Source organism: Streptomyces sp. NPDC030799, from assembly GCF_055572255.1.
In genome coordinates this window covers 770,233-793,903 of record NZ_JBVIDS010000002.1, presented here as the reverse complement: position 1 = coordinate 793,903, position 23,671 = coordinate 770,233, and the positions used below count along the sequence as shown (strand labels likewise).

The 23,671-nt window shown below is 72.0% G+C and carries 21 protein-coding genes; 13 read left to right on the top strand and 8 right to left on the bottom strand.

The annotated features are described in order from the left end of the window. From ACZ41I_RS07465 to ACZ41I_RS07445, 5 genes are all read left to right on the top strand, one after another. On the top strand, window positions 1-944 hold a 944-nt coding region (locus ACZ41I_RS07465), incomplete at its 5' end, for an alpha-amylase family glycosyl hydrolase (protein ID WP_468513420.1). Then, the gene (gene treS, locus ACZ41I_RS07460; protein ID WP_468513419.1) at window positions 941-2,659 is read left to right on the top strand and encodes a maltose alpha-D-glucosyltransferase; all 1,719 of its coding nucleotides are present in this window, start codon (window positions 941-943) and stop codon (window positions 2,657-2,659) included. The genes ACZ41I_RS07465 and treS, both read left to right, overlap by 4 nt. Before the next feature lie 28 nt (window positions 2,660-2,687). Then, window positions 2,688-4,052, top strand: a complete 1,365-nt coding sequence (locus ACZ41I_RS07455; RefSeq protein WP_363220961.1) for a maltokinase N-terminal cap-like domain-containing protein — start codon at window positions 2,688-2,690, stop codon at window positions 4,050-4,052. Between the two features lie 2 nt (window positions 4,053-4,054). After that, the gene (glgB, locus tag ACZ41I_RS07450; RefSeq protein WP_399762470.1) at window positions 4,055-6,256 is read left to right on the top strand and encodes a 1,4-alpha-glucan branching enzyme; all 2,202 of its coding nucleotides are present in this window, start codon (window positions 4,055-4,057) and stop codon (window positions 6,254-6,256) included. 95 nt (window positions 6,257-6,351) lie between these two features. After that, a complete protein-coding gene (locus ACZ41I_RS07445) occupies window positions 6,352-7,440 on the top strand; it encodes a glutamate--cysteine ligase (protein WP_399762472.1) in 1,089 nt (362 codons plus the stop codon). 9 nt (window positions 7,441-7,449) lie between these two features. Here the strand turns inward: ACZ41I_RS07445 and ACZ41I_RS07440 are convergent, their stop codons facing one another. Next, window positions 7,450-7,683 (bottom strand): DUF6480 family protein, encoded by a 234-nt coding sequence (locus ACZ41I_RS07440; RefSeq protein ID WP_363218677.1) that lies wholly within the window; start codon window positions 7,681-7,683, stop codon window positions 7,450-7,452. Window positions 7,684-7,833: 150 nt separating this feature from the next. Here ACZ41I_RS07440 and ACZ41I_RS07435 point away from each other — a divergent pair, with 150 nt between their 5' ends. The 4 genes from ACZ41I_RS07435 (at window position 7,834) to ACZ41I_RS07420 (ending at window position 14,271) form a co-directional block, all read left to right on the top strand. Beyond that, window positions 7,834-9,732, top strand: a complete 1,899-nt coding sequence (locus tag ACZ41I_RS07435) for an AMP-dependent synthetase/ligase (protein ID WP_468513418.1) — start codon at window positions 7,834-7,836, stop codon at window positions 9,730-9,732. Between the two features lie 151 nt (window positions 9,733-9,883). Then, entirely contained in the window at window positions 9,884-10,318 is a 435-nt protein-coding gene (locus tag ACZ41I_RS07430) for an ATP-binding protein (protein WP_363218675.1), read from the top strand. Window positions 10,319-10,519: 201 nt separating this feature from the next. Then, window positions 10,520-11,893, top strand: coding sequence for an NAD(P)/FAD-dependent oxidoreductase (locus ACZ41I_RS07425; protein ID WP_468513417.1), 1,374 nt, complete (start codon window positions 10,520-10,522; stop codon window positions 11,891-11,893). A 155-nt stretch (window positions 11,894-12,048) separates the two neighbouring features. Next, window positions 12,049-14,271 (top strand): FUSC family protein, encoded by a 2,223-nt coding sequence (locus ACZ41I_RS07420; RefSeq protein ID WP_468513442.1) that lies wholly within the window; start codon window positions 12,049-12,051, stop codon window positions 14,269-14,271. A 19-nt stretch (window positions 14,272-14,290) separates the two neighbouring features. Here the strand turns inward: ACZ41I_RS07420 and ACZ41I_RS07415 are convergent, their stop codons facing one another. Next, window positions 14,291-15,145, bottom strand: a complete 855-nt coding sequence (locus ACZ41I_RS07415) for a SigB/SigF/SigG family RNA polymerase sigma factor (RefSeq protein ID WP_399762476.1) — start codon at window positions 15,143-15,145, stop codon at window positions 14,291-14,293. Window positions 15,146-15,380: 235 nt separating this feature from the next. Beyond that, complete coding sequence (locus tag ACZ41I_RS07410; protein ID WP_468318310.1) at window positions 15,381-15,815, bottom strand: ATP-binding protein; 435 nt, start codon at window positions 15,813-15,815, stop codon at window positions 15,381-15,383. Between the two features lie 125 nt (window positions 15,816-15,940). Here ACZ41I_RS07410 and ACZ41I_RS07405 point away from each other — a divergent pair, with 125 nt between their 5' ends. Both ACZ41I_RS07405 and ACZ41I_RS07400 read left to right on the top strand, forming a co-directional pair. After that, the gene (locus tag ACZ41I_RS07405) at window positions 15,941-16,183 is read left to right on the top strand and encodes a hypothetical protein (RefSeq protein WP_399762478.1); all 243 of its coding nucleotides are present in this window, start codon (window positions 15,941-15,943) and stop codon (window positions 16,181-16,183) included. A 281-nt stretch (window positions 16,184-16,464) separates the two neighbouring features. Then, window positions 16,465-16,923 (top strand): cyclic nucleotide-binding domain-containing protein, encoded by a 459-nt coding sequence (locus ACZ41I_RS07400; protein WP_363218671.1) that lies wholly within the window; start codon window positions 16,465-16,467, stop codon window positions 16,921-16,923. 1 nt (window position 16,924) lies between these two features. On the opposite strand, the gene ACZ41I_RS07395 is transcribed toward ACZ41I_RS07400, so the two are convergent. Both ACZ41I_RS07395 and ACZ41I_RS07390 read right to left on the bottom strand, forming a co-directional pair. Then, window positions 16,925-18,232 (bottom strand): MFS transporter, encoded by a 1,308-nt coding sequence (locus tag ACZ41I_RS07395; RefSeq protein ID WP_468513416.1) that lies wholly within the window; start codon window positions 18,230-18,232, stop codon window positions 16,925-16,927. Between the two features lie 102 nt (window positions 18,233-18,334). Then, window positions 18,335-18,952, bottom strand: a complete 618-nt coding sequence (locus ACZ41I_RS07390; protein ID WP_468513415.1) for a LysE/ArgO family amino acid transporter — start codon at window positions 18,950-18,952, stop codon at window positions 18,335-18,337. A 66-nt stretch (window positions 18,953-19,018) separates the two neighbouring features. On the opposite strand from ACZ41I_RS07390, the gene ACZ41I_RS07385 reads away from it, so the two are divergent. Further along, window positions 19,019-19,906: a LysR family transcriptional regulator ArgP gene (locus tag ACZ41I_RS07385; RefSeq protein ID WP_468318302.1), complete on the top strand. Its 888-nt coding sequence runs from the start codon at window positions 19,019-19,021 to the stop codon at window positions 19,904-19,906. A gap of 355 nt (window positions 19,907-20,261) precedes the next feature. After that, a complete protein-coding gene (locus tag ACZ41I_RS07380) occupies window positions 20,262-20,513 on the top strand; it encodes a WhiB family transcriptional regulator (protein WP_468513414.1) in 252 nt (83 codons plus the stop codon). Window positions 20,514-20,568: 55 nt separating this feature from the next. On the opposite strand, the gene ACZ41I_RS07375 is transcribed toward ACZ41I_RS07380, so the two are convergent. The 3 genes from ACZ41I_RS07375 to ACZ41I_RS07365 are packed head-to-tail and all read right to left on the bottom strand — an operon-like array spanning window position 20,569 to window position 23,654. Next, window positions 20,569-21,018 carry a DUF6098 family protein gene (locus ACZ41I_RS07375; RefSeq protein WP_468513413.1) on the bottom strand — a complete coding sequence of 150 codons (450 nt, stop codon included), beginning with the start codon at window positions 21,016-21,018 and terminating at the stop codon, window positions 20,569-20,571. A 15-nt stretch (window positions 21,019-21,033) separates the two neighbouring features. Continuing rightward, a complete protein-coding gene (locus ACZ41I_RS07370) occupies window positions 21,034-22,950 on the bottom strand; it encodes a HAMP domain-containing sensor histidine kinase (protein ID WP_468513412.1) in 1,917 nt (638 codons plus the stop codon). After that, a complete protein-coding gene (locus ACZ41I_RS07365; RefSeq protein ID WP_363220783.1) occupies window positions 22,947-23,654 on the bottom strand; it encodes a response regulator transcription factor in 708 nt (235 codons plus the stop codon). Before ACZ41I_RS07365 ends, ACZ41I_RS07370 begins: the two co-directional genes overlap by 4 nt. Between the last annotated feature and the right edge of the window lie 17 nt (window positions 23,655-23,671).

Genomic DNA, 23,671 nt, shown 5'->3' with positions numbered 1-23,671 from the left:
ATCCGGTGGCCTTCGACGCGGACATGGACGGTCTGGTCGCCGAGACGGTACGGATCCTGCGGCACTGGATGGGTCATGGTGTGCGGATCTTCCGTATGGACAACCCGCACACCAAGCCGGTCGTGTTCTGGGAGCGGGTCATCGCCGAGGTCAATCACAAGGACCCGGACGTGATCTTCCTGGCCGAGGCGTTCACGCGTCCGGCGATGATGCACACCCTCGCCCAGATCGGTTTCCAGCAGTCGTACACGTACTTCACCTGGCGCAACAGCAAGCAGGAACTCACCGAGTATCTCGGTGAGTTGTCGGGGGAGGCGGCGGCCTACATGCGGCCGAACTTCTTCGCCAACACCCCGGACATCCTGCACGCCTACCTCCAGCACGGCGGGCGGCCGGCGTTCGAGGTGCGGGCCGTGCTCGCCGCGACCCTCTCCCCCGCCTGGGGCATCTACAGCGGCTACGAGCTGTGTGAGAACACCCCGCTCAGGGAGGGCAGCGAGGAGTACCTGGACTCGGAGAAGTACCAGCTCAGGCCGCGTGACTGGGAGGCCGCCGCACGCGAGGGCCGCACCATCGCACCGCTGATCACCAAGCTCAACACCATCCGCCGGCAGCACCCCGCGCTCCAGCGCCTGCGGAACCTCCGTTTCCACCGGACCGACAACGACGCCGTGCTCGCCTACAGCAAGAGCACGGGAACGGACACGGTCATCGTGGTCGTCAATCTCGACCCGCAGCACACCCAGGAGGCCACGGTCTCGTTGGACATGCCGCAACTCGGCCTGGACTGGAACGCCGCTCTGTCCGTGCACGACGAACTGACGGGTGAGACGTACCACTGGGGCAGGACCAACTTCGTGCGTCTGACGCCCGGCAGCGCGCCGGCGCACGTGCTCCACGTCGGGCGGGCGACGCCCCGGATCGGAGGGTCCTCAGCGTCATGACCGTCAACGAACCCGTACTGGACACCTTTGAGGACACTCCTGCCAAGGACCGGGACCCGGAGTGGTTCAAGCGCGCGGTCTTCTACGAGGTCCTGGTCCGTTCCTTCCAGGACAGCAACGGCGACGGCGTCGGCGACCTGAAGGGCCTGACCGCCAAGCTCGACTATCTGCAGTGGCTGGGGGTCGACTGTCTGTGGCTGCCGCCGTTCTTCAAGTCCCCGCTCCGGGACGGGGGCTACGACGTCTCCGACTACACCGCGGTACTCCCCGAGTTCGGTGACCTCGCCGACTTCGTGGAGTTCGTGGACGCCGCCCACCAGCGCGGCATGCGCGTCATCATCGACTTCGTCATGAACCACACCAGCGACCAGCACCCGTGGTTCCAGGAGTCCCGCACGAACCCCGACGGTCCGTACGGGGACTATTACATGTGGGCCGACGACGACAAGCAGTACGAGGACGCCCGGATCATCTTCGTCGACACCGAGGCCTCCAACTGGTCCTTCGACCCCGCGCGCGGCCAGTACTACTTCCACCGCTTCTTCTCGCACCAGCCGGATCTCAACTACGAGAACCCGGCGGTGCAGGAGGAGATCCTGGCGGCGCTGCGCTTCTGGCTGGACCTCGGCATCGACGGGTTCCGGCTGGACGCGGTGCCGTACCTGTACGCGGAGGAGGGCACCAACTGCGAGAACCTGCCGGCGACCCACGCGTTCCTGAAGCGGGTGCGCAAGGAGATCGACGCGATGTACCCGGACACCGTGCTGCTGGCGGAGGCCAACCAGTGGCCGGAGGACGTCGTCGACTACTTCGGCGACTACGGCTCCGGCGGCGACGAGTGTCACATGGCGTTCCACTTCCCGGTGATGCCGCGCATCTTCATGGCCGTACGGCGGGAATCCCGCTACCCCGTCTCCGAGATCCTGGCCAAGACCCCCGCGATCCCCTCCGGCTGCCAGTGGGGCATCTTCCTGCGCAACCACGACGAACTGACCCTCGAAATGGTCACCGACGAAGAGCGCGACTACATGTGGGCCGAGTACGCCAAGGACCCGCGGATGCGCGCCAACATCGGCATCCGGCGGCGCCTTGCGCCCCTGCTCGACAACGACCGCAACCAGATCGAGCTGTTCACCGCGCTGCTGCTCTCCCTGCCCGGCTCGCCGATCCTGTACTACGGCGACGAGATCGGCATGGGCGACAACATCTGGCTCGGCGACCGCGACGCCGTGCGCACCCCCATGCAGTGGACCCCCGACCGCAACGCGGGCTTCTCGACGTGCGACCCGGGACGCCTGTTCCTGCCCACGATCATGGACCCGGTCTACGGCTACCAGGTCACCAACGTCGAGGCGTCGATGTCCTCGCCGTCGTCGCTGCTGCACTGGACCCGCCGCATGATCGAGATCCGCAAGCAGAACCCCGCCTTCGGACTGGGGTCCTACAACGAGCTGCAGTCCTCCAACCCGGCCGTCCTCGCCTTCCTCCGCGAGTACGAGGACGACCTGGTGCTGTGCGTCCACAACTTCTCCCGCTTCGCACAGCCCACCGAGCTCGACCTCAGGGCGTACGACGGACGGCACCCCGTCGAGCTGATCGGCGGGGTGCGCTTCCCCGCCATCGGTGAACTTCCCTACCTGCTGACCCTGCAAGGCCACGGCTTCTACTGGTTCCGGCTCACCCGAGTCGCATCCCGCATCGGCCGCCGTCGCTGAACGCCCGGCGCCGAGGAAAGGACGCGTCATGCCGAAGACCATCACCGCACGACCGAGAAGCGCGGCCGGCCTCGACGGGCCCCTGGTGTCGCTTGGCGGGCTGCTGCGGCAATGGCTGCCGAGGCAACGCTGGTTCGCGGGCAAGGACCGGCCCGTCGCCGATCTGTCGGTGCTGTCCGTGACCGAGCTGTTCCCGGGGTGTCTGCACCTGCTGGTGCACGCCTCGCACGCGCCCGTGCCCACCCCGGGCGGCACTCCCCCGCCCGGCGACTGCTACCAACTGCTGCTCGGCCTGCGCGAACATCTCGCCCCCCGACTGGAGCGGGCGTACATCGGGCGGGCCGAACAGGGCCCGTTCACCGGGCTCGCGGTGTACGACGCGCTGCACGATCCACGTTCGGCGCATCTGCTGCTGGAGCGGCTGCGGCAGCCCGGCGCGGCCGGCCCGCTGCGGTTCGGGGCGGCCCCGGGCGCCGAGGTGCCCGGCGGGCTGCCGCCGCGCCTGCTGGACGCCGAGCAGTCCAACTCGTCGATCGTGTACGGCGACGCGTACATCCTGAAGGTCTTCCGCCGGATCCAGCCGGGCGTCAACCCGGACCTGGAGGTCACGGCCGCACTGGCCGCGCAGGGCTGCACCCGGGTACCCGCGCCGGTGGCCTGGTTCGGGACGACCGCGCCGCAGCCGGCCACCCTGGGCGTGCTGCAGCCGTTCCTGCCGGACGCCTCCGACGGCTGGACGCTGGCGCTGCGCGCGCTCGCCGCGGGCGACGACTTCACCGCCGAGGCCCATGAGCTGGGCCGGGCCATGGCCGAGGTGCACCTCGCGCTGGCCGAGGCGTTCGGTCCGGCCGGGCCCGGCGAGAACGGCCGTACGGCACAGGCGATGTGCGCACGGCTGGACGCGGCGGCGCACGCCGTACCGGGGCTCAGGCCGTTCGTGCCGGGGCTGCGGGCCGCGTTCGGGGCCCTCGCCACCTGCGACACCGGCCCGCCCGCCCAGCGCATCCACGGCGACATGCACCTCGGGCAGGTGCTGCGGGCCGGCCGCGACTGGTTCGTCATCGATTTCGAGGGCGAGCCGTCCCGGCCGCTCGCCGAGCGGTGCGCCCCGCACTCCCCGGTACGGGATGTGGCGGGGATGCTGCGTTCCTTCGACTACGCGGCCCGGCAGCGCCGCCCCTGGCGACCCGAGTGGGCGCGCCGCTGCCGGGAGGCGTTCTGCGCGGGCTACGCGGCCCGGGCGGGCTGGGATCCACGGAAGAAGCACGCGCTGCTGCGCGCGCACGAGACGGACAGGGCGGTGTACGAGGTGCTGTACGAGGCGAGACATCGGCCGGACTGGCTGCCGGTACCGATGGCGGCGATCAAGCGGCTCGCCGTGTGGGGAGGCTGACCATGGCCCTGCGCGACACCGCGCTCCCCGAGGCGGCCGGCCCCCAGCCGCTCGTGGCCCTCCCGCTCGACCCCGCCGACCGGGCCCGGCTGCTCGGCGGCGCCCACCACGATCCGCACGCCCTGCTGGGCGCCCACCCGGTCCCGGGCGGCGTCCTGTTCCGGGCGCTGCGCCCGAACGCGCGCTCGGTGAGCGTCGTGGTCGACGGGGTGCGCGGCGCCCTCCGGTCGGAGGGCGACGGTCTCTTCGCGGCCGTGCTGCCGTACCCGCAGATCCCGGCGTACACGCTGCTGGTGGCGTACGACGAGGTCGAGCAGGAGGTGCACGATCCGTACCGGTTCCTGCCCGCTCTCGGTGAGCTGGATCTGCATCTGATCCGGGAGGGCCGGCACGAGCAGCTGTGGCAGGCGCTCGGCGCCGAGCCGATGACGCACGAGGGGGTGACGGGCACCCGCTTCACCGTGTGGGCGCCCAACGCCCAGGGCGTGCGGGTGGCCGGTGACTTCACGTACTGGGACGGCACGCAGTACCCGATGCGGTCGCTGGGCGCGTCCGGGGTCTGGGAGCTGTTCCTGCCCGGGATCGGCGAGGGCGACCGGTACAAGTTCGAGATCACCTCGCGCTACGGCCACCGTTTCCTGAAGGCCGACCCGATGGCGCGGCGCACGGAGGTGCCGCCCGACACGGCGTCGGTCGTCGCTGTGTCGCGGTACGAGTGGGGCGACGCGGAGTGGATGGCCCACCGGGGCGACACGCCCGTGCACCAGGCGCCGTTCTCCGTCTACGAGGTCCACCTCCCCTCCTGGCGACCCGGATCGACGTACCGTCAACTGGCCGAAGAACTGCCCGCCTATGTGCAGGAGATGGGCTTCACCCACGTCGAGCTCATGCCGGTCGCCGGGCATCCGTTCAGCGGCTCCTGGGGCTACCAGGTCACCTCCTACTACGCGCCGACGCCCCGCCTCGGCTCTCCGGACGACTTCAAGTACCTGGTGGACGCGCTGCACCGGGCCGGCATCGGCGTGATCATGGACTGGGTGCCGGCGCACTTCCCCAAGGACGACTGGGCGCTGGCCCGGTTCGACGGGGATCCGCTGTACGAACCCGGGAACGCGACGCGCGCCGAGCATCCGGACTGGGGGACGTACGAGTTCGACTACGGCCGCACCGAGGTCCGCAACTTCCTGGTCGCCAACGCCGTGTACTGGTGCCAGGAGTTCCATATCGACGGGCTGCGCGTGGACGCCGTCGCCTCGATGCTCTACCTGGACTACTCGCGGGACTCCGGCCAGTGGGAGCCGAACGTGTTCGGCGGGCGGGAGGACCTGGACGCGGTGGCCTTCCTGCAGGAGATGAACGCCACCGTCTACCGGCGCTGCCCGGGTGTGGTGACCATCGCCGAGGAGTCCACGGCCTGGGACGGGGTGACCCGGCCGACGGACAGCGGCGGGCTCGGCTTCGGGCTGAAGTGGAACATGGGCTGGATGCACGACTCGCTGCAGTACATCCAGAAGGAGCCGGTGCACCGCAAGTACCACCACAACGAGATGACCTTCTCGATGGTGTACGCCTACAGCGAGAACTACGTCCTGCCGATCTCCCACGACGAGGTCGTGCACGGCAAACAGGCGCTGGTGTCGAAGATGCCGGGCGACTGGTGGCAGCGGCGGGCCGATCATCGCGCCTACCTGGGTTTCATGTGGGCCCATCCCGGTAAGCAGCTGCTGTTCATGGGGCAGGAGTTCGCTCAGGGAGCCGAGTGGTCCGAGGCGCACGGCCCGGAGTGGTGGCTGCTGGACGACGACTACCACTCGGCCGGCGACCACCGGGGTGTGCAGAATCTCGTGCGGGAGCTGAACACCGTGTACCGGGCGACGCCGGCGCTGTGGCAGCGGGACACCGACCCGGGCGGCTTCCGGTGGGTGCTGTGCGACGCGGCGGACGACAACGTCTTCGCGTTCCTGCGGTTCGCCGCCGACGGCTCCCCCCTGCTGGCGGTGTCGCACTTCTCCCCGGTGGTGCGGCAGGACTACCGGCTCTGGGTCCCGGACGGGATCCGCGCGTGGCAGGAGACGCTGAACACCGACGACGTCCGGTACGGCGGCAGCGGGGTCGGCAACGCGGGGCCGCTGAAGCCGGACGACGGCTTCCTGAGGCTCACGCTCCCGCCGCTGGCCACGGTCTGGCTGACACCGGAGCGCTGAAAGGCGCAGGTGTCGGCGGCCCGTCGAGGGGCAGTCGGGGTCGTACAGACCCACGACTGCCCCTCGTGGCATGGAGACAGAAGGGTGGCACCACGTTGCGCACCGTCGGAGTGGAGGAGGAACTCCTTCTGGTCGACCCGGACACCGGCGAGCCGAAGGCGCTGGCGGCGGCCGTCCTCGCCCATGTCGCCCATGACGACCCCGGACAGCAGGTGTTCGAGAAGGAGCTGTTCCGGCAGATGCTGGAGTTCGCCACGCATCCGCAGGCGGACATGGGGGCCCTCGGCGAGGAGATCGTGCGCTGGCGCAAGGAGGCGGCCCGGCACGCCGGCGAGATCGGCAGCGCGGTCGTCGCCCTGGCCACCTCTCCCCTGCCGGTCAGTCCCTCCCTCAGCGTCAACGAGCGGTACCAGTGGCTGGCCGAGCGGTACGGGATACCCACCTGGGAGCAGCTGGTGTGCGGCTGCCATGTGCATGTGTCGGTGGAGTCCGACGAGGAGGGTGTCGCGGTTCTCGACCGGATCCGCCCCTGGCTGCCGGTGCTGCGCGCGGTCAGCGCCAACTCCCCGTTCTGGCAGGGAAGGGACACCAGCTACGCCAGCTATCGCAGCCAGGTGTGGAGCCGCTGGCCGTCGGCGGGGCCGACGGAGCTCTTCGAGTCGGCCGAGCGCTATCACCGGCGCGTGACGGAGATGGTGGCCACCGGCGCCATTCTCGACGTGGGGATGGTCTACTTCGACGCGCGGCTGTCCGCCCACTATCCGACCGTGGAGATCCGCGTCTCGGACGTCTGTCTCAGCGCGGAGACCGCCGCGCTGATCGCGACGCTGAGCCGCGCACTCGTGGAGACGGCCGCACGGGACTGGCGGGCCGGCCGTCCTGCACCCGGCCACAGCGTGAGCGTGCTCAGGCTCGCCGACTGGCAGGCCGCCCGGTTCGGCCTGGAGGAGGACCTGCTCGACCCGCTGACCATGCGGCCGGTGACCGCCCCGCAGGTGCTGCGCTCCCTGCTGGAGCACACCGGGGACGCGCTCACCGCCTGCGGCGACGCGGAGCGCGCCGAGCAGGGTGTGGCGGAGCTGCTGCGACACGGCAACGGGGCCCGCCGGCAGCGCCGGCTGCTGGAGCGGACCGGCAGCCTGCGGGATGTCGTCACCGAGTGCGTACGGCACACCCAGGGCTGAGCTCCCCGCTCAGAAGATGAGCGAGAGGGCGTATCCCAGGAAGCCCGCCGCGATCAGGACGACGAGGACGATGATCAGGGCCATCGGCGCCTTCGCCCAGCCTCTGCGCTGGACGTGCGGCTCCCGGGGGCCGGCCTCGGGCAGGCTGCTCTCGGCGGGCGGGGTCTCGCCCGGCGGGACCGAGCCCCCGGGCTCCAGCCCGGTGGTGCGTTCTGGTTCCGGATCGGGGTTCACATGACTCATGTCTGCCGAGTCCCCAGGACACGGCCACATCATCAGCCGATCACGACTTCTCCGTTCCCCGCACCGAACGCGTTCCGCTGGGCTACATTCGAGCACCGCCGACACAGAGCCGGTCGGCGGTGTGACCCTCAGTACACCCAGGAGCAGCGCATGCGCGACGTCGCCCTCGCTCCCGCCGTTGCCCCGCCGCTCACCGGCGGCCTCGCCGACAGCGTCTTCGACACCGCGGAGCGCAGTCCGACGCTGCCGGTGCTCGCGCACCGCACGGATCCCGCCGCCACCGTGTGGCAGGAGGTGACCGCCGTCGAGCTGCGGGACGAGGTGGTCGAGCTGGCCAAGGGGCTGGTCGCCGCCGGGATCTCACCGGGCCACCGGGTGGCCCTGATGTCCCGCACCCGCTACGAGTGGACCGTCTTCGCCCATGCGCTGTGGACCGTCGGCGCCGAGATCGTGCCGATCCATCCGGCCGCCTCGCGCGACCAGGTCGAGTGGATCCTGCGGGACGCCGGCTGTGTGGCCGTGGTGGTGGAGGACGAGCAGGGCGTCATGACCGTCGGCACGGTGTGTGCCGGGCTGCCCCGGCTGGGCCACGTCTGGCAGCTGGACGCGGGCGCGCTGCCCGATCTCGTCCAGCGGGGCGCGATCGTGCCGTACACCACGGTGGAGTCGCTGCGCCGGATCGTGCTGCCGGACGCCACGGCGGCGGTCGTCTACACCTCCGGTACCACCGGCCGCCCCCAGGGCTGCGCGCTGAGCCACCGCGGCCTCGCCTATCCCTGCGACACGCTGCTGGCCGGCTGGGCGCACACTGCGGCCCCGCCGGGCGAACAGCCGTCCGTGCTGGCCTTCCTGCCCTTCTCGCACGTCTACGGCATCATGATCATGCTCATGTGTGTCCGCGGCGGCGTCCTGATGGGGCACGAGCCGGAGCTGAGCGAGGCGGCCCTGGCGTCGGCGCTGAGCACGTTCCGGCCGACGTACCTGTACGGCGTACCGTCGATGTTCGAGAAGTTGTACAAGAAGTTCCTGCGGACCGCCGGGCAGGCGGGCCGGGGTGCACTCTTCGAGCGGGCCGCGCAGACGGCCCGGGACTTCGCCGCGGCGGAGGAACGCCACCGGCTGGGCAGGGGGCCGGGTCCAGGGTTCGAGCTCAGGCTGCAACACGCCCTGTACGAGCGGACGGTGTACCGCAGGCTGCGTGCGGCACTCGGCGGCCGGGTGCTGCGCGGTACCTCCGGCGGTTCCTCGCTCAGCCGCGAACTCAGCCTGTTCTACGCGGGCATCGGTGTGTTCATCCACGACGGCTACGGCCTCACCGAGGCCTCCGGCGGGATCACCATGCAGCCGCTCGGCCGGGAGAAGTCCGGGACCGTGGGCCGGCCGCTGCCGGGCACCGAGGTCCAGGTGGCCGACGACGGGGAGATCCTGGTGCGCGGGCCGTCGGTGTTCCAGGGCTATGTCGGTGACGAGGCGGCGACGCGGGCCGTGCTGCGTGGCGGCTGGCTGGCCACCGGGGACATCGGGCGGCTGGACTCCGAGGGCTATCTGACGATCACCGGGCGCAAGAAGGACGTCATCGTCACCAGCGGCGGCAAGAGCGTCGCCCCGGCCCCGCTGGAGCAGCGGCTGCGCATGCATCCGCTCGTCCACCAGGCGGTCGTGATCGGCGACGACCGGCCCTGCGTCGGCGCCCTGATCACCCTGGACCCGGAGTTCCTCGCCGACTGGCGGGCCGCCCTGGCGCTGCAGGGCGACAGTCCGGGCCGGGAGAGCCGCGAGGAGAACGCGCTGCGGGAGGAGATCGCGCGGGCCGTCGCCTCGGCGAACGCCGCCGTCTCCCGTGCGGAGTCGATCAGGGTCTACCGTGTCCTGCAGGAGCCGTTCGCCGCGGACAACGGACTGCTCACGCCGTCGATGAAGCTGCGCCGGGACGCGATCGTGCGGCACTACGCCGCCGAGATCGATGCGATGTACCTGGCGCGGTCCCGGGCGGCGCGCGGTCCGCAGGAGCCGGCGGACTGGGACGAGCCGGACGACGTCTTCCGCTGAGGGGGGTGGACCGTAGGGACCGCGGGCCGGGGTGACGGATAGGCCGCGCGGGGGCGGGAACCCGCAAGCACAGACGGAGACCAGCACCGACGACCGTCCTGGTCCGGGGGCTCGCGAGGGCCCCTGACCGGCCGGGACCGGGGAATGCGAGATGGCGACGGAGCCGCGTTGGGACGACACACCGTCCTCGGAGGACAGGTACGAGCGCACCTTCTCCTTCGCGGGTGAGCTGCGCAACGTCACAGAGGCGCGGCTTGCCGCGGAGGATTTCCTGTGCGCGCTCGCCACGCAGTCGCCGCCGACCGCGCACGAGTACTGGGACGACATCCTGCTGGTGGTGACGGAACTGGCCGCCAACGTCATCCAGTACGCGCCCGGGCCGTTCGGGCTGCGGATGCGCCGCACCTTCGACGGTGTGCACGTGACGATGCGCGACACGAGCACGACCAGGCCGGAGCCCCGGCCCTTCCACCCGCGCACCGGTGGCGGCGGCATCGGCTGGCACCTGGTGCACACGCTGTGCACGCAGGTCAGCGTGGTCGTCCATGAGGAGGGCAAGGACATCCACGTGTTCCTCCCCTGGTGACCACATCGTGTGTACGACGTGTATCTGTGCGACAACCGGTTACTCCACCCGGAGTGGGGGCATGCTGGTGCCCACGCGTTCGTCTGCCTGCCGCGCCCAGCTGGCGGAACGGCTCGGGCCGCGGTCGGATCGAAGGTGCTGCGCACCGGTCCCGGGCAGGCGAACGGCGTCGACTCGGACCGCCTGGAGCCGCAGAAAGGGATGAACACCGTGACACGACCCAGGATCCTGGTGGTTGGCGCAGGCTTCGCCGGCGTCGAGTGCGTCCGCCGCCTGGAACGGAAGCTCGCTCCCGCCGAAGCCGACGTCACCCTGGTGACGCCGTTCTCGTATCAGCTGTATCTGCCGCTGTTGCCCCAGGTCGCCTCCGGGGTGCTCACGCCGCAGTCGATCGCCCTCAGCCTGCGCCGCAGCAAGAAGTACCGCACCCGCATCCTGCCGGGCGGCGCCATCGGGGTGGACCTGAAGGCGAAGGTGTGTGTCGTCCGCACCATCACCGACAAGATCGTCAACGAGCCGTACGACTACATCGTGCTGGCACCCGGCAGCGTGACCCGCACCTTCGACATCCCGGGGCTGACCGAGCACGCCTTCGGGATGAAGACCCTCGCCGAGGCCGCCTACATCCGCGACCACGTCATCACCCAGCTCGACCTCGCGGACGCCAGCGACGACCCGGCCGAGCGGGCGGCGCGGCTGCAGTTCGTGGTGGTCGGCGGCGGATACGCGGGCACCGAGACCGCCGCCTGTCTGCAACGGCTGACGCACGCCGCCGTCACCCGCTACCCGCGACTGGACCCCGGCCTGATCAAGTGGCATCTGATCGACATCGCGCCCAAGCTGATGCCGGAGCTGGGCGACAAGCTCGGCCGCAGCGCCCAGGAGATCCTGGGGCGGCGCGGCATCGAGGTGTCGCTGGGCGTGTCGATCGAGAAGGCCGGGGCGGAGGAGGTCACCTTCACCGACGGCCGGGTGGTACCGACGCACACGCTGATCTGGACGGCCGGGGTGGTCGCCAGCCCGCTGATGGCCACGCTCGGCGCGGAGACGGTCCGTGGCCGGCTGGCGGTCACGCCGGAGATGTGTCTGCCGGGCCACGACGGGGTGTTCTCGCTCGGCGACTCGGCCGCCGTGCCGGACCTGGCGAAGGGCGACGGCGCGGTCTGCCCGCCCACCGCGCAGCACGCGATGCGCCAGGGCAAGAAGGTCGCCGACAATGTCATCGCGACGCTGCGGGGTCAGCCGATGCAGCCGTACGTGCACCATGACCTGGGCCTCGTTGTCGACCTCGGCGGCAAGGACGCGGTGTCCAAGCCGCTGGGCATCGAACTGCGCGGCGTGCCGGCGCAGGCGGTGGCGCGCGGCTACCACTGGTCGGCGCTGCGCACCAATGTCGCCAAGACCCGGGTGATGACCAACTGGCTGCTGAACGCCGTCGCCGGCGACGATTTCGTCCGCACCGGCTTCCAGGCCCGCAAGGCCGCCCGCCTGAAGGACTTCGAGTTCACCGACGCGTATCTGACGCCGGAACAGGTACGGGCCCGGGTGGAGGGGACGCCTGTCGAGGGCCCGTGATGCCCTGACGTGACCCACGTTCCGGTGGCCGGGGCACCGGCCACCGGAACGCGAGCGGTTTCGGTCCGTCGTGCGATGCTGGACCGGAGATCATGTGCGGGCACGGGAGAGAGCGCGGCGGCGTGGGCACAGCGGGACGGTCGGGGCGGGTACGGATGTGGGACCGGCTCGCGGCGTCCGATCCCGGGCTGCTCAGACTCACCGCCGGGCTGCGCACGGTCGCCGCGATCGCGCTCACCCTCGCCGTCCTGGCCGCCCTGCGGGTGCCGGTGCCGCAGCTGGTCGCGGGTGCCATGGCCGCGATGGTGGCGACCTTCGCCATCCGGGAGAAGCAGCGCGCCCAGCAGGCCCTCACGCTCGCGCTCGGACTGCCGGTGGCGCTGGCCTCGGTGTCACTGGGGACGTTGCTGCACCAACGGGTCGTCGTCGGGGACCTGTTCTTCGTCCTCCTCATCTTCTGCGCGGTCTACGGCCGCCGGTTCGGCGACCGCGGCACCGCGCTGGGCCTCATCGGCTTCCAGGTGTATTTCCTGTCCCTGTTCGTGCGGGCGACCACCGCCGCGCTGCCCGCGCTGTACGGGATCATCTGTGTGGCGTTCGCGTGCAGCGCCGCCGCGCGGTTCGTGCTGCTGCCGCAGACCCCGGCGGGCACCCTGGACCGGCTGCGGCGGGCGTTCCGCGCCCGCCTCGCGCAGCTGATCTCCGTGCAGGCCGAGTTGCTGGACGCCGGCCCCGACGACGTGGACAAGGTCCTGGACGACCTGCGCACGGCCACCGCGCGGCTGCACGAGACGGCGCTGATGATCCAGGGGCGGCTGGAGGACGGCACCTCCGACCCGGCGGTGGCCCGGCTGCTGCAGCGCCGGGTCGCCGACGCCGAGATCGCCGCCGAGCGGCTCGGCCTGCTGCTGCTCACCGCGCGCAGCGCCGAGCGCACCGACACCCTCACCCTGCATCTGCCGGGTGCCGCGCTGCCCTCCGGCGGTGAGCTGCCGGTGCGGGACGAGGCGACGGCGGCGCTGCGCCGGGACCTGCAGGCCCTGCGGCTGCTGATGCTGCGGCCGCTCGGCGAGGCCCGGGGCACCGCGCTCGCCCAGGTGCGCAACCGTCTGCTCGGCTACCGCGACGAGGAGAACCTGCCCAAGGCCGCCCCCGCGGTGCAGGACGTCTTCCGCGGGCTCGGCGAGGCAGCCCGTGCCGCGCTGGGCCTCAGGCTGGCGCTGGACGGGCCGCAGGACGACTCCGACGACAGCCCGGCGACGACGCGCTCGCGCGAGGAGCTGGACGCGGAGGACGCCGCGATCGAGGCGGGCGAGGAGCGGGAGGCGGAGGAGCCGGAGCCGACCGGCCTCGGGCGGCCCACGACGCGGGCCGCGGTCCAGGTGGCCGTCGGCTCCGCGCTGGCCATCGCGGGTGGTGAGCTGCTGTCCAGTCAGCGCTGGTACTGGGCGGTGCTGACCTGCTGGATCGTGTTCATCAACACGGCCTCCACCGGCGAGATCCTGGTGAAGGGCTACCGTCGGCTGCTGGGCACGGTGCTCGGCGTGGTGGCCGGTATCGGCCTGGCCGGGCTGGTCGGCCATCACACGTGGACGGCGTTCGCGCTGGTGCTGGTCCTCATCTTCGCGATGTTCTACACGGCTCCGCTGTCGTACACGCTGATGTCGTTCTTCGTGACGGCGATGCTGGGGCTGCTGTACACGCTGCTGAACACCTACAGCATGGCGGTGCTGGTGCTGCGGGTGGAGGAGACGGCGCTCGGTGCGGCCTGCGGGGTGATCGCGGCGGCGGTGGTGCTGCCGATCCACACCGACCGCCGTACCAACGAGCTTCTCGTCACGGTCCTGAACCGGCTGGCGGAGGTCACGCGGGCCGCCGTCGAGCAGTTGAGCGGCGGGGCCGGCGCCGATCTGGTGGAGCAGGCGCGGGATCTGGACCAGGCGCTGGCCGATCTGCGCGCGGCCACCCAGCCGCTGACCCATCCCATCACCCCGCTGCGCTCACGCCGTGACACCGCCCGCTATGTGGTGGCGCTGCTGGAGACGTGCGCCTACCACGGGCGCTCGCTCGCGGCCACGGCCGAGCTGCTGCCGACGCATCCGTCGATCGCGGCGGATCCGAGGCTGCGCGGGGCGTGCGGGCGGATCGTGCACAACATCGAGGCGATCGCCGCGCATGTGGCCGACCCACGCGCCATGGCGGAGATGGAGACCGGCTCCAGCATCGCCTCGATGCTGGAGCCGGGAACGCTGCGGACCCCGCGCTACGGCCGGGTGACCGACCGGGTGTTGCGCCATCTGCAGCGGCTGGACGAGGCGGTCTCGGGCCTGGCCCGGCCGCTGGGCCTCGCCGCGGGGGCAGTCCGGCCGGTGAGGTGACGCCGCGTCGTCCGCCTGCTCATCCCCGGTCGCTCCCGCCGGCCCGGCGGCCCAGGGCTTCCTCGCGGACGCGGGCGCAGCTGCGGCTGATCAGCCGGGAGACGTGCATCTGGGAGATGCCCAGCCGGTCGGCGATGCGGCTTTGCGTCATGTCCTCGAAGAAGCGCATGTAGAGGATGGCCCGCTCCCGCTCGGGCAGCCGGCGCAGCCCTTCCCTGGCCGCCTCGCGGTCGACCACGACGTCGTACGAGGCGTCGGCCGCGCCGAGGGTGTCGGCGAGGCTGTAGCCGTCCTCACCGGTGGCCAGTTCGGCGTCCAGGGACAGGGTGCTGAAGCTCTCCAGCGCCTCCATCCCCGCGGTGACGTCCTCTTCGCTGAGGCCGGTGTGCGCTGCGATCGCGGCGACGGTCGGTTCGGGGCTGCCGGGGTTCTGGGTGAGTTCCCGGCGGGCCACCCGCACCCGGTTGCGCAGTTCCTGCACCCGGCGGGGCACCCTGAGGGCCCACATCCGGTCCCGGAAGTGCCGCTTGACCTCGCCGGTGATGGTCGGCACCGCGTAGCTCTCGAAGGCCCCGCGGGACGGGTCGAACCGGTCGATGGCCTTCACCAGCCCGAGCGCGGCCACCTGCCGCAGGTCCTCGACGGACTCACCCCGGTCGCGGAAGCGCCCGGCGATCCGGTGGGCCATGGGCAGCCAGGCGGTGACGAGTTCGTCGCGGATGGCGTCCCGCTCGGGGCCGTCGTCCAGTTCCGCCAGCCGGGCGAACAGCTCCGCGGTCTCGGGGGCGTCGTCATGGGGCCGCCGTGCGGGTGCCGCTGCGGCCGCGGTCGTGGTCGGTGCGCCGGGACGGCTTGTCGACATGTCTGTCAGCATGCGGAATCGCTCCTGAACGTGGTTTCAGGGCGCACGGCCGGAACGAGGGTTCGTGGCCTGGCCCGAACGGGGGTTTCAGGGTTCGCCGCGGGTGGTCCGCCCGGTCCGCCAGGAGGGGACCCAGGACGGTCGTACAAGTCCCGCTGGGCGCGCGCCTCCGGTCCGAAGCACGAAATTCCGCCTGCCCGCGGCTCCGGGGAGCAAACACCGCGGGGGCGGAACTTCCCGCACGGGTTCAGTGCAGCGGCACGACGGCAGTGATGCGCTTGCCCCCGCAGGGCAGCTCCGCCACCCGCACCTCCCGGGCCAGCCGGCACACGATGGGCCAGCCGCGACCGCCGGGCCGGGTGTGCCCGCGCTTGTCGACGGGCGCGGTGGCCACCGGCAGCTCGTCGCTGCGGTCGCTCACGGAGACCCGTACGCCGGCGGAGTCGACGTCCACGTCGAAGCCGGTGATGCCGCCGCCGTGCAGGATGGCGTTGGTGGTGAGTTCCGAGGTGACCAGCAGGGCGTCCTCCATGACCTCCGCACCGCAGGACAGCGCGCGGGCCCGGCAGCCCTCGGCCACCACTCGCTGGACCGTTCTGCGGGCGTCGGCGGGTCGGCACGGAAGCCGGTGGCACGGTTCCCGCAACGCCGCGGAGGAGCTGGTCCGGTGCTTGTCGAGCATCCCTTCCTCCCTGAACGGTGCCCGGAATGCAGGTCTCTCTCCCCTTTCGGCTGACCCGCTGCGGCGCTGTCAAACACGATGCGTGCCGGTGCCATCACCGCGCAGCGGGCGGGTACCCGAGCGGCATGACCGATGTCGTGGACGCGGACGAGCTGTTGCGGCGCATCCGGCGCGGCCGGGAGCGGGCGGCCGAGGAGGAGCGGGCCTGGCGGGAACGCGCCCGGAGCCTGACGGCGACGGATCCGGACGGCGCCCGGGAGGCGGCGGTGCGGGCGCGGGCGTTCGAGGCGGTGCTCAGGGTGCTGGAGGAGATCGTCAGCCCGGGCCGGCCGCCGACTGTGACAGAGGGCGTGAAACAGGTCACTTGACCCGCTTCCGGTTTCCGGACCGCCCGCAAGGTGGTTTATCGTTCATACATACGTGATGCCGGAGCGGACCGGAACCGTCCTTCCTCCCTCCTGGCGTCACCGCATACGGCCCTGGCTGGCCTCCCCCGTCCAGCCAGGGCTTTTTCTTGCCCGGAAACCGGCGGCGGGCGGGGAGGGCGGCAAGGAAATCCGCGTCCTTCGAGGTGCTCGCGGCGGCGGCAGCGGCTGAAATGGGCTGAGAGGAAAGCACCCGAACCGCCTCCGGCGAGGAGTCCCGCGCCATGACCAAAGCGATAAAACTGCTGACCGCCCTGCCCCAGGCGCAGCGCGAGCGCCTCATGGAACTGGCCAAGGAGGTCGCGTTCCCGGAGGACACCCGCATCTTCGAGGCGGGCGGCACCGCCGACCGGTTCTGGGTGATCCGCTCGGGCGCGGTCCATCTGGACACCCACGTCACCTCCCGGCAGCGGGTGACGGTGGCCACGCTCGGCGCGGGCGACCTGCTCGGCTGGTCCTGGCTGTTCCCGCCGTACCAGTGGGACTTCGGGGCGGTGGCCTTCAGCAACGTACGGGCCTACGAGTTCGACGGGCCCTCGGTGCTCGCGCTGTCCGTGGAGGATCCGCTGCTCGGGCTGTCCCTGGTGCGGACGGTGGCCGAGATCCTCGCCCACCGCCTGGAGACGACCCGGGGCAAGCTGATGGACCAGTACGCCATCCAGCGCCGCACCGGGCTGCTGTAGCTCAGACCCGGTAACGGCGCAGCGCCGGGACGGCGGCGGTCAGGGCCAGCATCACCACGACGACCAGGGCGCCACCGCCCGCCACGGCGGCGCGCGGGCCGAACGCGGAGCCGGCCGTGCCGTGCAGCACGTCGGCCAGGCGCGGGCCGCCCGCGACGACCACCGTGAACACGCCCTGCATACGGCCGCGCATCTCGTCGGTCGCCGCCGACAGCAGGATCGCGCCGCGGAACACCATCGAGACCATGTCGGCGACACCGGCCGCGGCGAGGAAGGCCAGGGCCACCCACAGGTTGCCGCTCAGCCCGAACCCGGCCACGGCCACCCCCCAGCCGACGACCGCCCCGATGACCATCCAGCCGTGCCGGCGGGCCCGCGAGAACACCCCGGAGAACAGGCCGCCGAGCACCGCGCCGACCGGGATGCCGGCGAACAGCACACCGAGCGCGAGCCCTTCGCCCCAGGAGTGGTACGTCTGCGCGGCGAGCTGCGGGAACAGGGCGCGGGGCATGCCGAACACCATCGCGACGATGTCGGCGAGGAAGGACAGCAGCAGCACCTTGTGCCGGGATATGTACTGGAACCCGGCGGCTATCGCGCGCACTCCGGCCCGGCGGGCGGCGGACTCGCCGAGCGGCGGCAGCGCGGGCAGCCGGAAGACGGCCCACACGGTCACGCACAGCGCCAGCGCGTCGATCAGGTACAGCTCGGGCAGCCCGATGACCGGGATGAGCACACCGGCGAGCAGCGGACCCGCCACCAGGCCGGTCTGCATCACCGTGGAGCCGAGCGCATTGGCGGCCGGCAGCTCCTCGACCGGGACGAGCCGGGCGATGGAGGCGTTGCGGGCCGGGGAATTGAGCCCGAAGAACGCCTGCTGCAGGGCGAGCAGCACCATCAGTACGACGACCGAGCCCAGCCCGGTGACGGCCTGCACCCAGAACAGCAGCGAGGTCACGGCGATGCCGGAGTTGGTGAGCAGCAGCAGTTTGCGGCGGTCCACGGTGTCGGCGACCGCTCCGCCCCACAGCGCGAACGCCACCATGGGCGCGAGGCCGGCCAGGCTTGCGTAGCCGACCCATGCCGAGGAGTGGGTGATGTCGTAGATCTGCTTGGGCACGGCGACGGCGGTGAGCTGGCTGCCGACGGCGGTGACGATGGTCGACGTCCACAGGCGCCGGTAGGCGGGGATGCGCAGGGGGCGGGTGTCCATCGCCCAGCGGCGCCAGCCGCGCCGGGGCGGGGCCGCCGCGTCCTTCGCGTCCGTGTCGGGGGCGGGTTCGGTGGTGCTGCTCTCGCTCGTGTCCACGGGTGTCCTGTTGGGGTGCGCTGGTGCCGACAGAGGTTGCTCGTTACATCTTTTCGGTTCGAGAGCCTAACTATCTCGGCAACCATGTGCACACCGGTTTGTTCAGGACCCGGCGATCAGCGCGGCCCCCAGCGCCAGCATGGTGACGGCGACCAGGCCGTCCAGGACCCGCCAGGCCGTCGGCCGGGCCAGGAAGCGGCCGAGCGCACGGGCGCCGAAGCCGAGCGCTGCGAACCAGCACAGGCTGGCGAGCGCCGCGCCGAGTCCGAAGGTCCAGCGCAGGGCGCCCCGGTCGGCGGCGAGGGAACCGAGCAGGAACACGGTGTCCAGGTAGACATGCGGGTTGAGCCAGGTCATCGCCAGACAGGTGAGCACCGCCCGGCGCCGGGAACCGGCCGCCTCCCCCTCGGTGCTCAGTCCGGCCGCGCCCGGCCTGAGCACCCGGCGGGCGGCAAGGACTCCGTAGCAGAGCAGGAAGGCACCGCCGACGATGCCGACCACCCGGACGGCGCCCGGCCACGCCACCACCACCGCCCCGACCCCGCCCACGCCGAGCGCGATCAGCACCGCGTCGGACAGGGCGCAGATGCCCACCACGGCGAGCACCGCGTCCCGGCGCACCCCCTGCCGCAGGACGAAGGCGTTCTGGGCGCCGATGGCGACGATCAGGGACAGGCCGGTGCCGAATCCGGCGACCGCGGCGGTCAGGGTGTGGTTCATGCCGTCGAACGTAAGAAGCCGTTCGTGGCAAGTCCAGCTAAAGATTCTTAACTATCCTTAGCCCCTGTGATGACAGATCTTCCCCTCGACCAGGTGCGGACGCTGCTGGCCGTGGTGGACGAGGGCACCTTCGACGCCGCCGCGGCGGCCCTGCACGTGACCCCGTCGGCGGTCAGCCAGCGGGTCAAGGCACTGGAACAGCGCACCGGCCGGGTGCTGCTGCAACGCACCAAACCGGTGCGGCCCACGGAGTCGGGCGCGGTGCTGGTGCGGTATGCGCGGCAGCTCGCCCGGCTGGAACAGGACGCCTGGGGCGAGCTGGGGCTCAGCGGTGCCGGAGAGCCGACGCGGGTGTCCGTGGCGGTGAACGCGGACTCGCTGGCGACCTGGTTCCTGCCCGCGCTCACCCGGGTGGCGGGACTCTGCTTCGAACTGCACCGGGAGGACGAGGACCACACGGCGGCCCTGCTGCGCGAGGGCCTGGTGATGGCGGCGGTGACCACCGCGCGCGATCCGGTACCGGGCTGCACCGTGCGTGTGCTCGGGCGGATGCGCTATCTGCCGGTCGCCGCACCGGAGTTGCACCGCACCCGGCTCGGCGGACGGCCCCTCGAAGACGCCCTGCCCGAGGCGCCCGTCGTGGTCTTCGACCGCAAGGACGACTTCCAGGACGCCTTCGTACGGCGGCTCGGCCGCGGGTCCGCGAGCCGGCTGAGGCACCATGTGCCCACCTCCGAGGGCTTCCTGGACGCGGTGGCCGCGGGGCTCGGCTGGGGCATGGTGCCGGAGGTCCAGGCGGAACCGCTGCTGGCCGAGGGGCGGCTGGTGCTGCTCGCACCCGGCACCTGGATGGACGTCACGCTGTACTGGCAGCAGTGGAAGCTCGACTCCCCGGCGTTGGCGGCACTGGCCGAGGCGGTGACGGCGACGGCGGCCGAGGCGCTGCGCCGCTGACCGGAGCAACTCGTTCCAGCCGTTTCGCAGCGCCGCAAGCGCCCCGCGCAGTACGGTGGTCGCGCGGTGGCGCGGCGCACGGCGGTCCCCCCGGGGGTCCTCGCCCCGTCTGCGCCGCCGGTGCCCGGTCGGGCACGGGTGTCCTCGGTGCGGCCGGTGGCCCATCCGCCCCGCTGCCCCGGCCTGTTGAGCGCGTACGGCTCGTCCCGGGCCGTACGCGCGCCCGTGACCGGATCGCGGCCGTCACGCGAACCCCTGCCGGATACGCCGTTTCACACCGTCCCGTCCGGTCACCCGAGTCCGACGTACGCATTCGACAGGCACGGACGACTTCGATCCGATCCGGGAGACTTCGATGGACAACTGGCGCGACCATGCCGCGTGCCGTCACGAGGACCCAGACCTGTTCTTCCCCGTCGGCACCACCGGGCCGGCGCAGGTGCAGACGCAGTACGCCAAGGCGGTCTGCGGGGACTGCTCCGTCCGGGAGCACTGTCTGGACTGGGCGCTGGAGACGGGCCAGGGCATCGGCATCTGGGGCGGGACGACCGAGCTCGAACGCCGGGCACTGCGCCGCCGCGCCCGCTCCCATCCGCGCTCCGGCTGACCGGAACCCCTGAGCCCCGTGGGCTCGGCCGCCCGCACTGCGAGAGGGCCTGCTCTCAGCGGCCACCGCGGCGCAGGGTCCCCCACTCCCGCTCCTGCCGGGTCACCTCGGTCCTCGCCGCGTCGATCACCTCGTCGGCGATCCAGCACAACGGCTCGGCATCGGTCACGAGCGGCTCGTTGTCCGGACCCCGGCCCGTCTCCCTGCCCCGCAGGACCCAGGGACGTACGCCGGGACCCTTGTCGTGCGGCAGGTGCGCGTAGTCGTACAGCCGGCGCGCGACCCACAGTTCCACCGAGCGGTCCTCCCACCAGTCCTCGACGTCGAGCGGACTGGCGGACAGGCCCGGCATGGGCACGCCGGTGAGGTCGTCGGTGCTGGAGGCGTCGGTGAGGTCGGGGCCGGGTCCCCGGGACCAGCGCACGTACAGGCCCTGGTGCGTGTCCACCAGGCGGGCCACCTCGCCCAGCGTGGACAGGACCGGCAGGTCCTCCTCTGCGCTCATGGCACGACCTCCCTCTCACTGCGCCGCGGGACCGGAGTACCCCTGGTGGGCGCCGGGAACCGGAGACGGGCAGGTGGCGTCGGCGGGCGGGCCGGCCGCGGGCAGCCGCAGCGTGAGGACCGCGCCCCCGCCGGGCCGGCTCCCGGCCTCCGCCGTACCGCCGTGGCCGGCGACCAGGTGCCGCACGATCGGCAGACCGAGGCCGCTGCCGCCGGTGCGGCGGCTGCGGGACTTCTCGGCGCGCCAGAACCGGTCGAAGACGTGCGGCAGATCCTCGGGTGCGATGCCCGTGCCGGTGTCGGTGACGGTGAGGACGACATCGGGGCCGTCCCGGCGGGCGGCGAGCGTGACCGTGCCGTCGGCCGGGGTGTGCCGCAGCGCGTTGGAGACCAGGTTGCCGAGGGCCTGCCGCATCCGTACCGGGTCGGCGTCCAGCCAGGCGGTGGCGTCGGCCTCGGTACGCAGGGCGACCCCGGCGGCCTTGGCGGCGACCCGGTGGGCGTCGGCGACCTGGTCCAGCAGATCGCCGGCGCGCAGCCGCTCGCGGTGCAGCCGCAGGGTGCCGGCGTCGGCGGCGGCGAGGTCCTGCAGGTCGTCGATGATCCGCTGCAGGACGAGCGCCTCCTCGTGCAGCGAGTCCAGCAGGGGCGGGTCGGGCTCGACGACCCCGTCCCGGACGACCTCCAGCCAGCCGCGGATGTTGGTGAGCGGGCTCCGCAGCTCGTGCGCGATGTCGCTGACCATCGCCTTGCGCTGGGCCTCCAGGCGTTCCCGGCGCTCGGCCAGGCCGTTGAAGGCCTCGGCGAGGATGCCGGTCTCGTCCCGGGTGGTCACCGGCACCCGTACATGACGTTCGGGTGGCTGCTGCGCGGCCTCGGTCAGTGCGCGCAGCGGCCGTACCAGCCGGATCGCGACGACGGCGGTCACGGCGACGGTGACGGCGAGGACCAGGCCGGCCGCGCCGATCACCTTGGCCTTGTTCGCCGGGGACATGTCGAAGCGTGAGGGATTCCGGTCACCGATGCCGAGGAACAGCTCGGCCACCGGGGCGACATAGGGCTCCAGCTGGGTGCGCCGGGCGCCGAGCACACAGGTCTGGACGGTCCGGCCGGCCGCGGTGCTGCCCAGCTTGGCGTACTGGGCGATCGGATACCCGCCGCCCAGGGGGGTGTTGCCGGTGGGGTCGAAGGTGAGGAACACGGGGGCGCCGCGGTCCAGGCCGGCCCGTCTCAGACAGGGACGGGCCCCCGCGCTCAGCGTGTCCAGGGCCTTCTGCTCGGTCGGTGTGGGGGTGTTCAGCCGTCCGTCCTCGCACTGCGCAGCGACATGGCCGGAGGCCTCCGCGCCGTCCGGGCGGGGAACCACGGGCCGTCCGCTCGGGGCCCGCACGATCGTGGCCTGGAGGCCGAAGCGCGCGTAGCACTGTTTGCGTGTGCGGGCGAGCTTGTCCAGCTCGGCGCGTTCGCGCGCGGTGATCCGGTACGGGCCGACCGCCCGCGGGTCGATGCCGCTGAGCTGAGCGCCGCTCTCGGTGTAGGTGTCGGTGCGCAGCGGATCGACGGTGGCGGCGGACCGGGGCGGCAACGGGGTGCCGCGCGGTGCGGAGTCGGCGACCAGCGTGCGGTCGGCGGTGGTGAGGGCGATGCGCCGGCCGGTCTTCGCGGCCAGCGCGCGGACGGTGTGCCCGACGTCCGACCAGTCGGCGTGAGTGGCGGCGTAGCCGCTGAGCCGGGCGAGGATGCTGTTGTCCGCGGCGAGGTCCTGGCCCTGCTCCTCCTTGAGCGCGCTGGTGGTGGTCGTCACCGCGAGCCAGGCGGTGGCCGCCACCGAGCAGCTGGCGATGAGCACCGAGACGAACAGCAGCCGGACGAGGAGGCGTTTGCGCAGCGGGATCCGGCGTTTCGTGCGGACCGCCGGTGTCCGGCGCCTCACGGCCGCGCGCCGCTCAGCTTGTAGCCGACCCCGAACACGGTCAGCAGCCGTGCCGGGCGGCGCGGGTCGGTCTCGATCTTGCGGCGCAGGTTCATGATGTGCACGTCGACGGCCCGCTCGGTGGAGGCCCGGTCGAAGCCACGGGTGCACTGCAGCAACTGCCGCCGGGTGAACACCCGTTCCGGTTCCCCGGCCATGGCCAGCAGGATCTGGAACTCGGCGGGCGTGCACTCGACCGGGACGCCGTCGCAGCGCACCTCGTGCCGCACGGGATCGACGCTGATCCCGGCGGCCCGTACGACGGGGTCGTCGTCCCGGGTGCCGACGCCGCGCCCGCTGCGTCTGAGGACCGTGCGGATGCGGGCCATCAGCTCGCGCGGGCTGTACGGCTTGGTCATGTAGTCGTCGGCGCCGAGTTCGAGGCCGAGCAGGACGTCGTCCTCGGCGGAGCGGGCGGTGAGCATGACCACGGGGATCTCCGGGTCCTGCGCGCCGCCGCGCAGCGCCCGGCACACGCCGAAACCGTCGACGACCGGCAGCATCAGGTCCAGGACGACGAGGTCGGGCCGGAGCCGGCGGGCGGCAGCGAGCGCGGCGGCGCCGTCATGCACGACCGTGGCGGTGTGTCCTTCGGCCAGCAGGGAGCGGCGGATCAGTTCGGCCTGCTTCTCGTCGTCCTCGGCGACCAGCACGTGTGCGCACACGAGTTCGGATCCTAGGC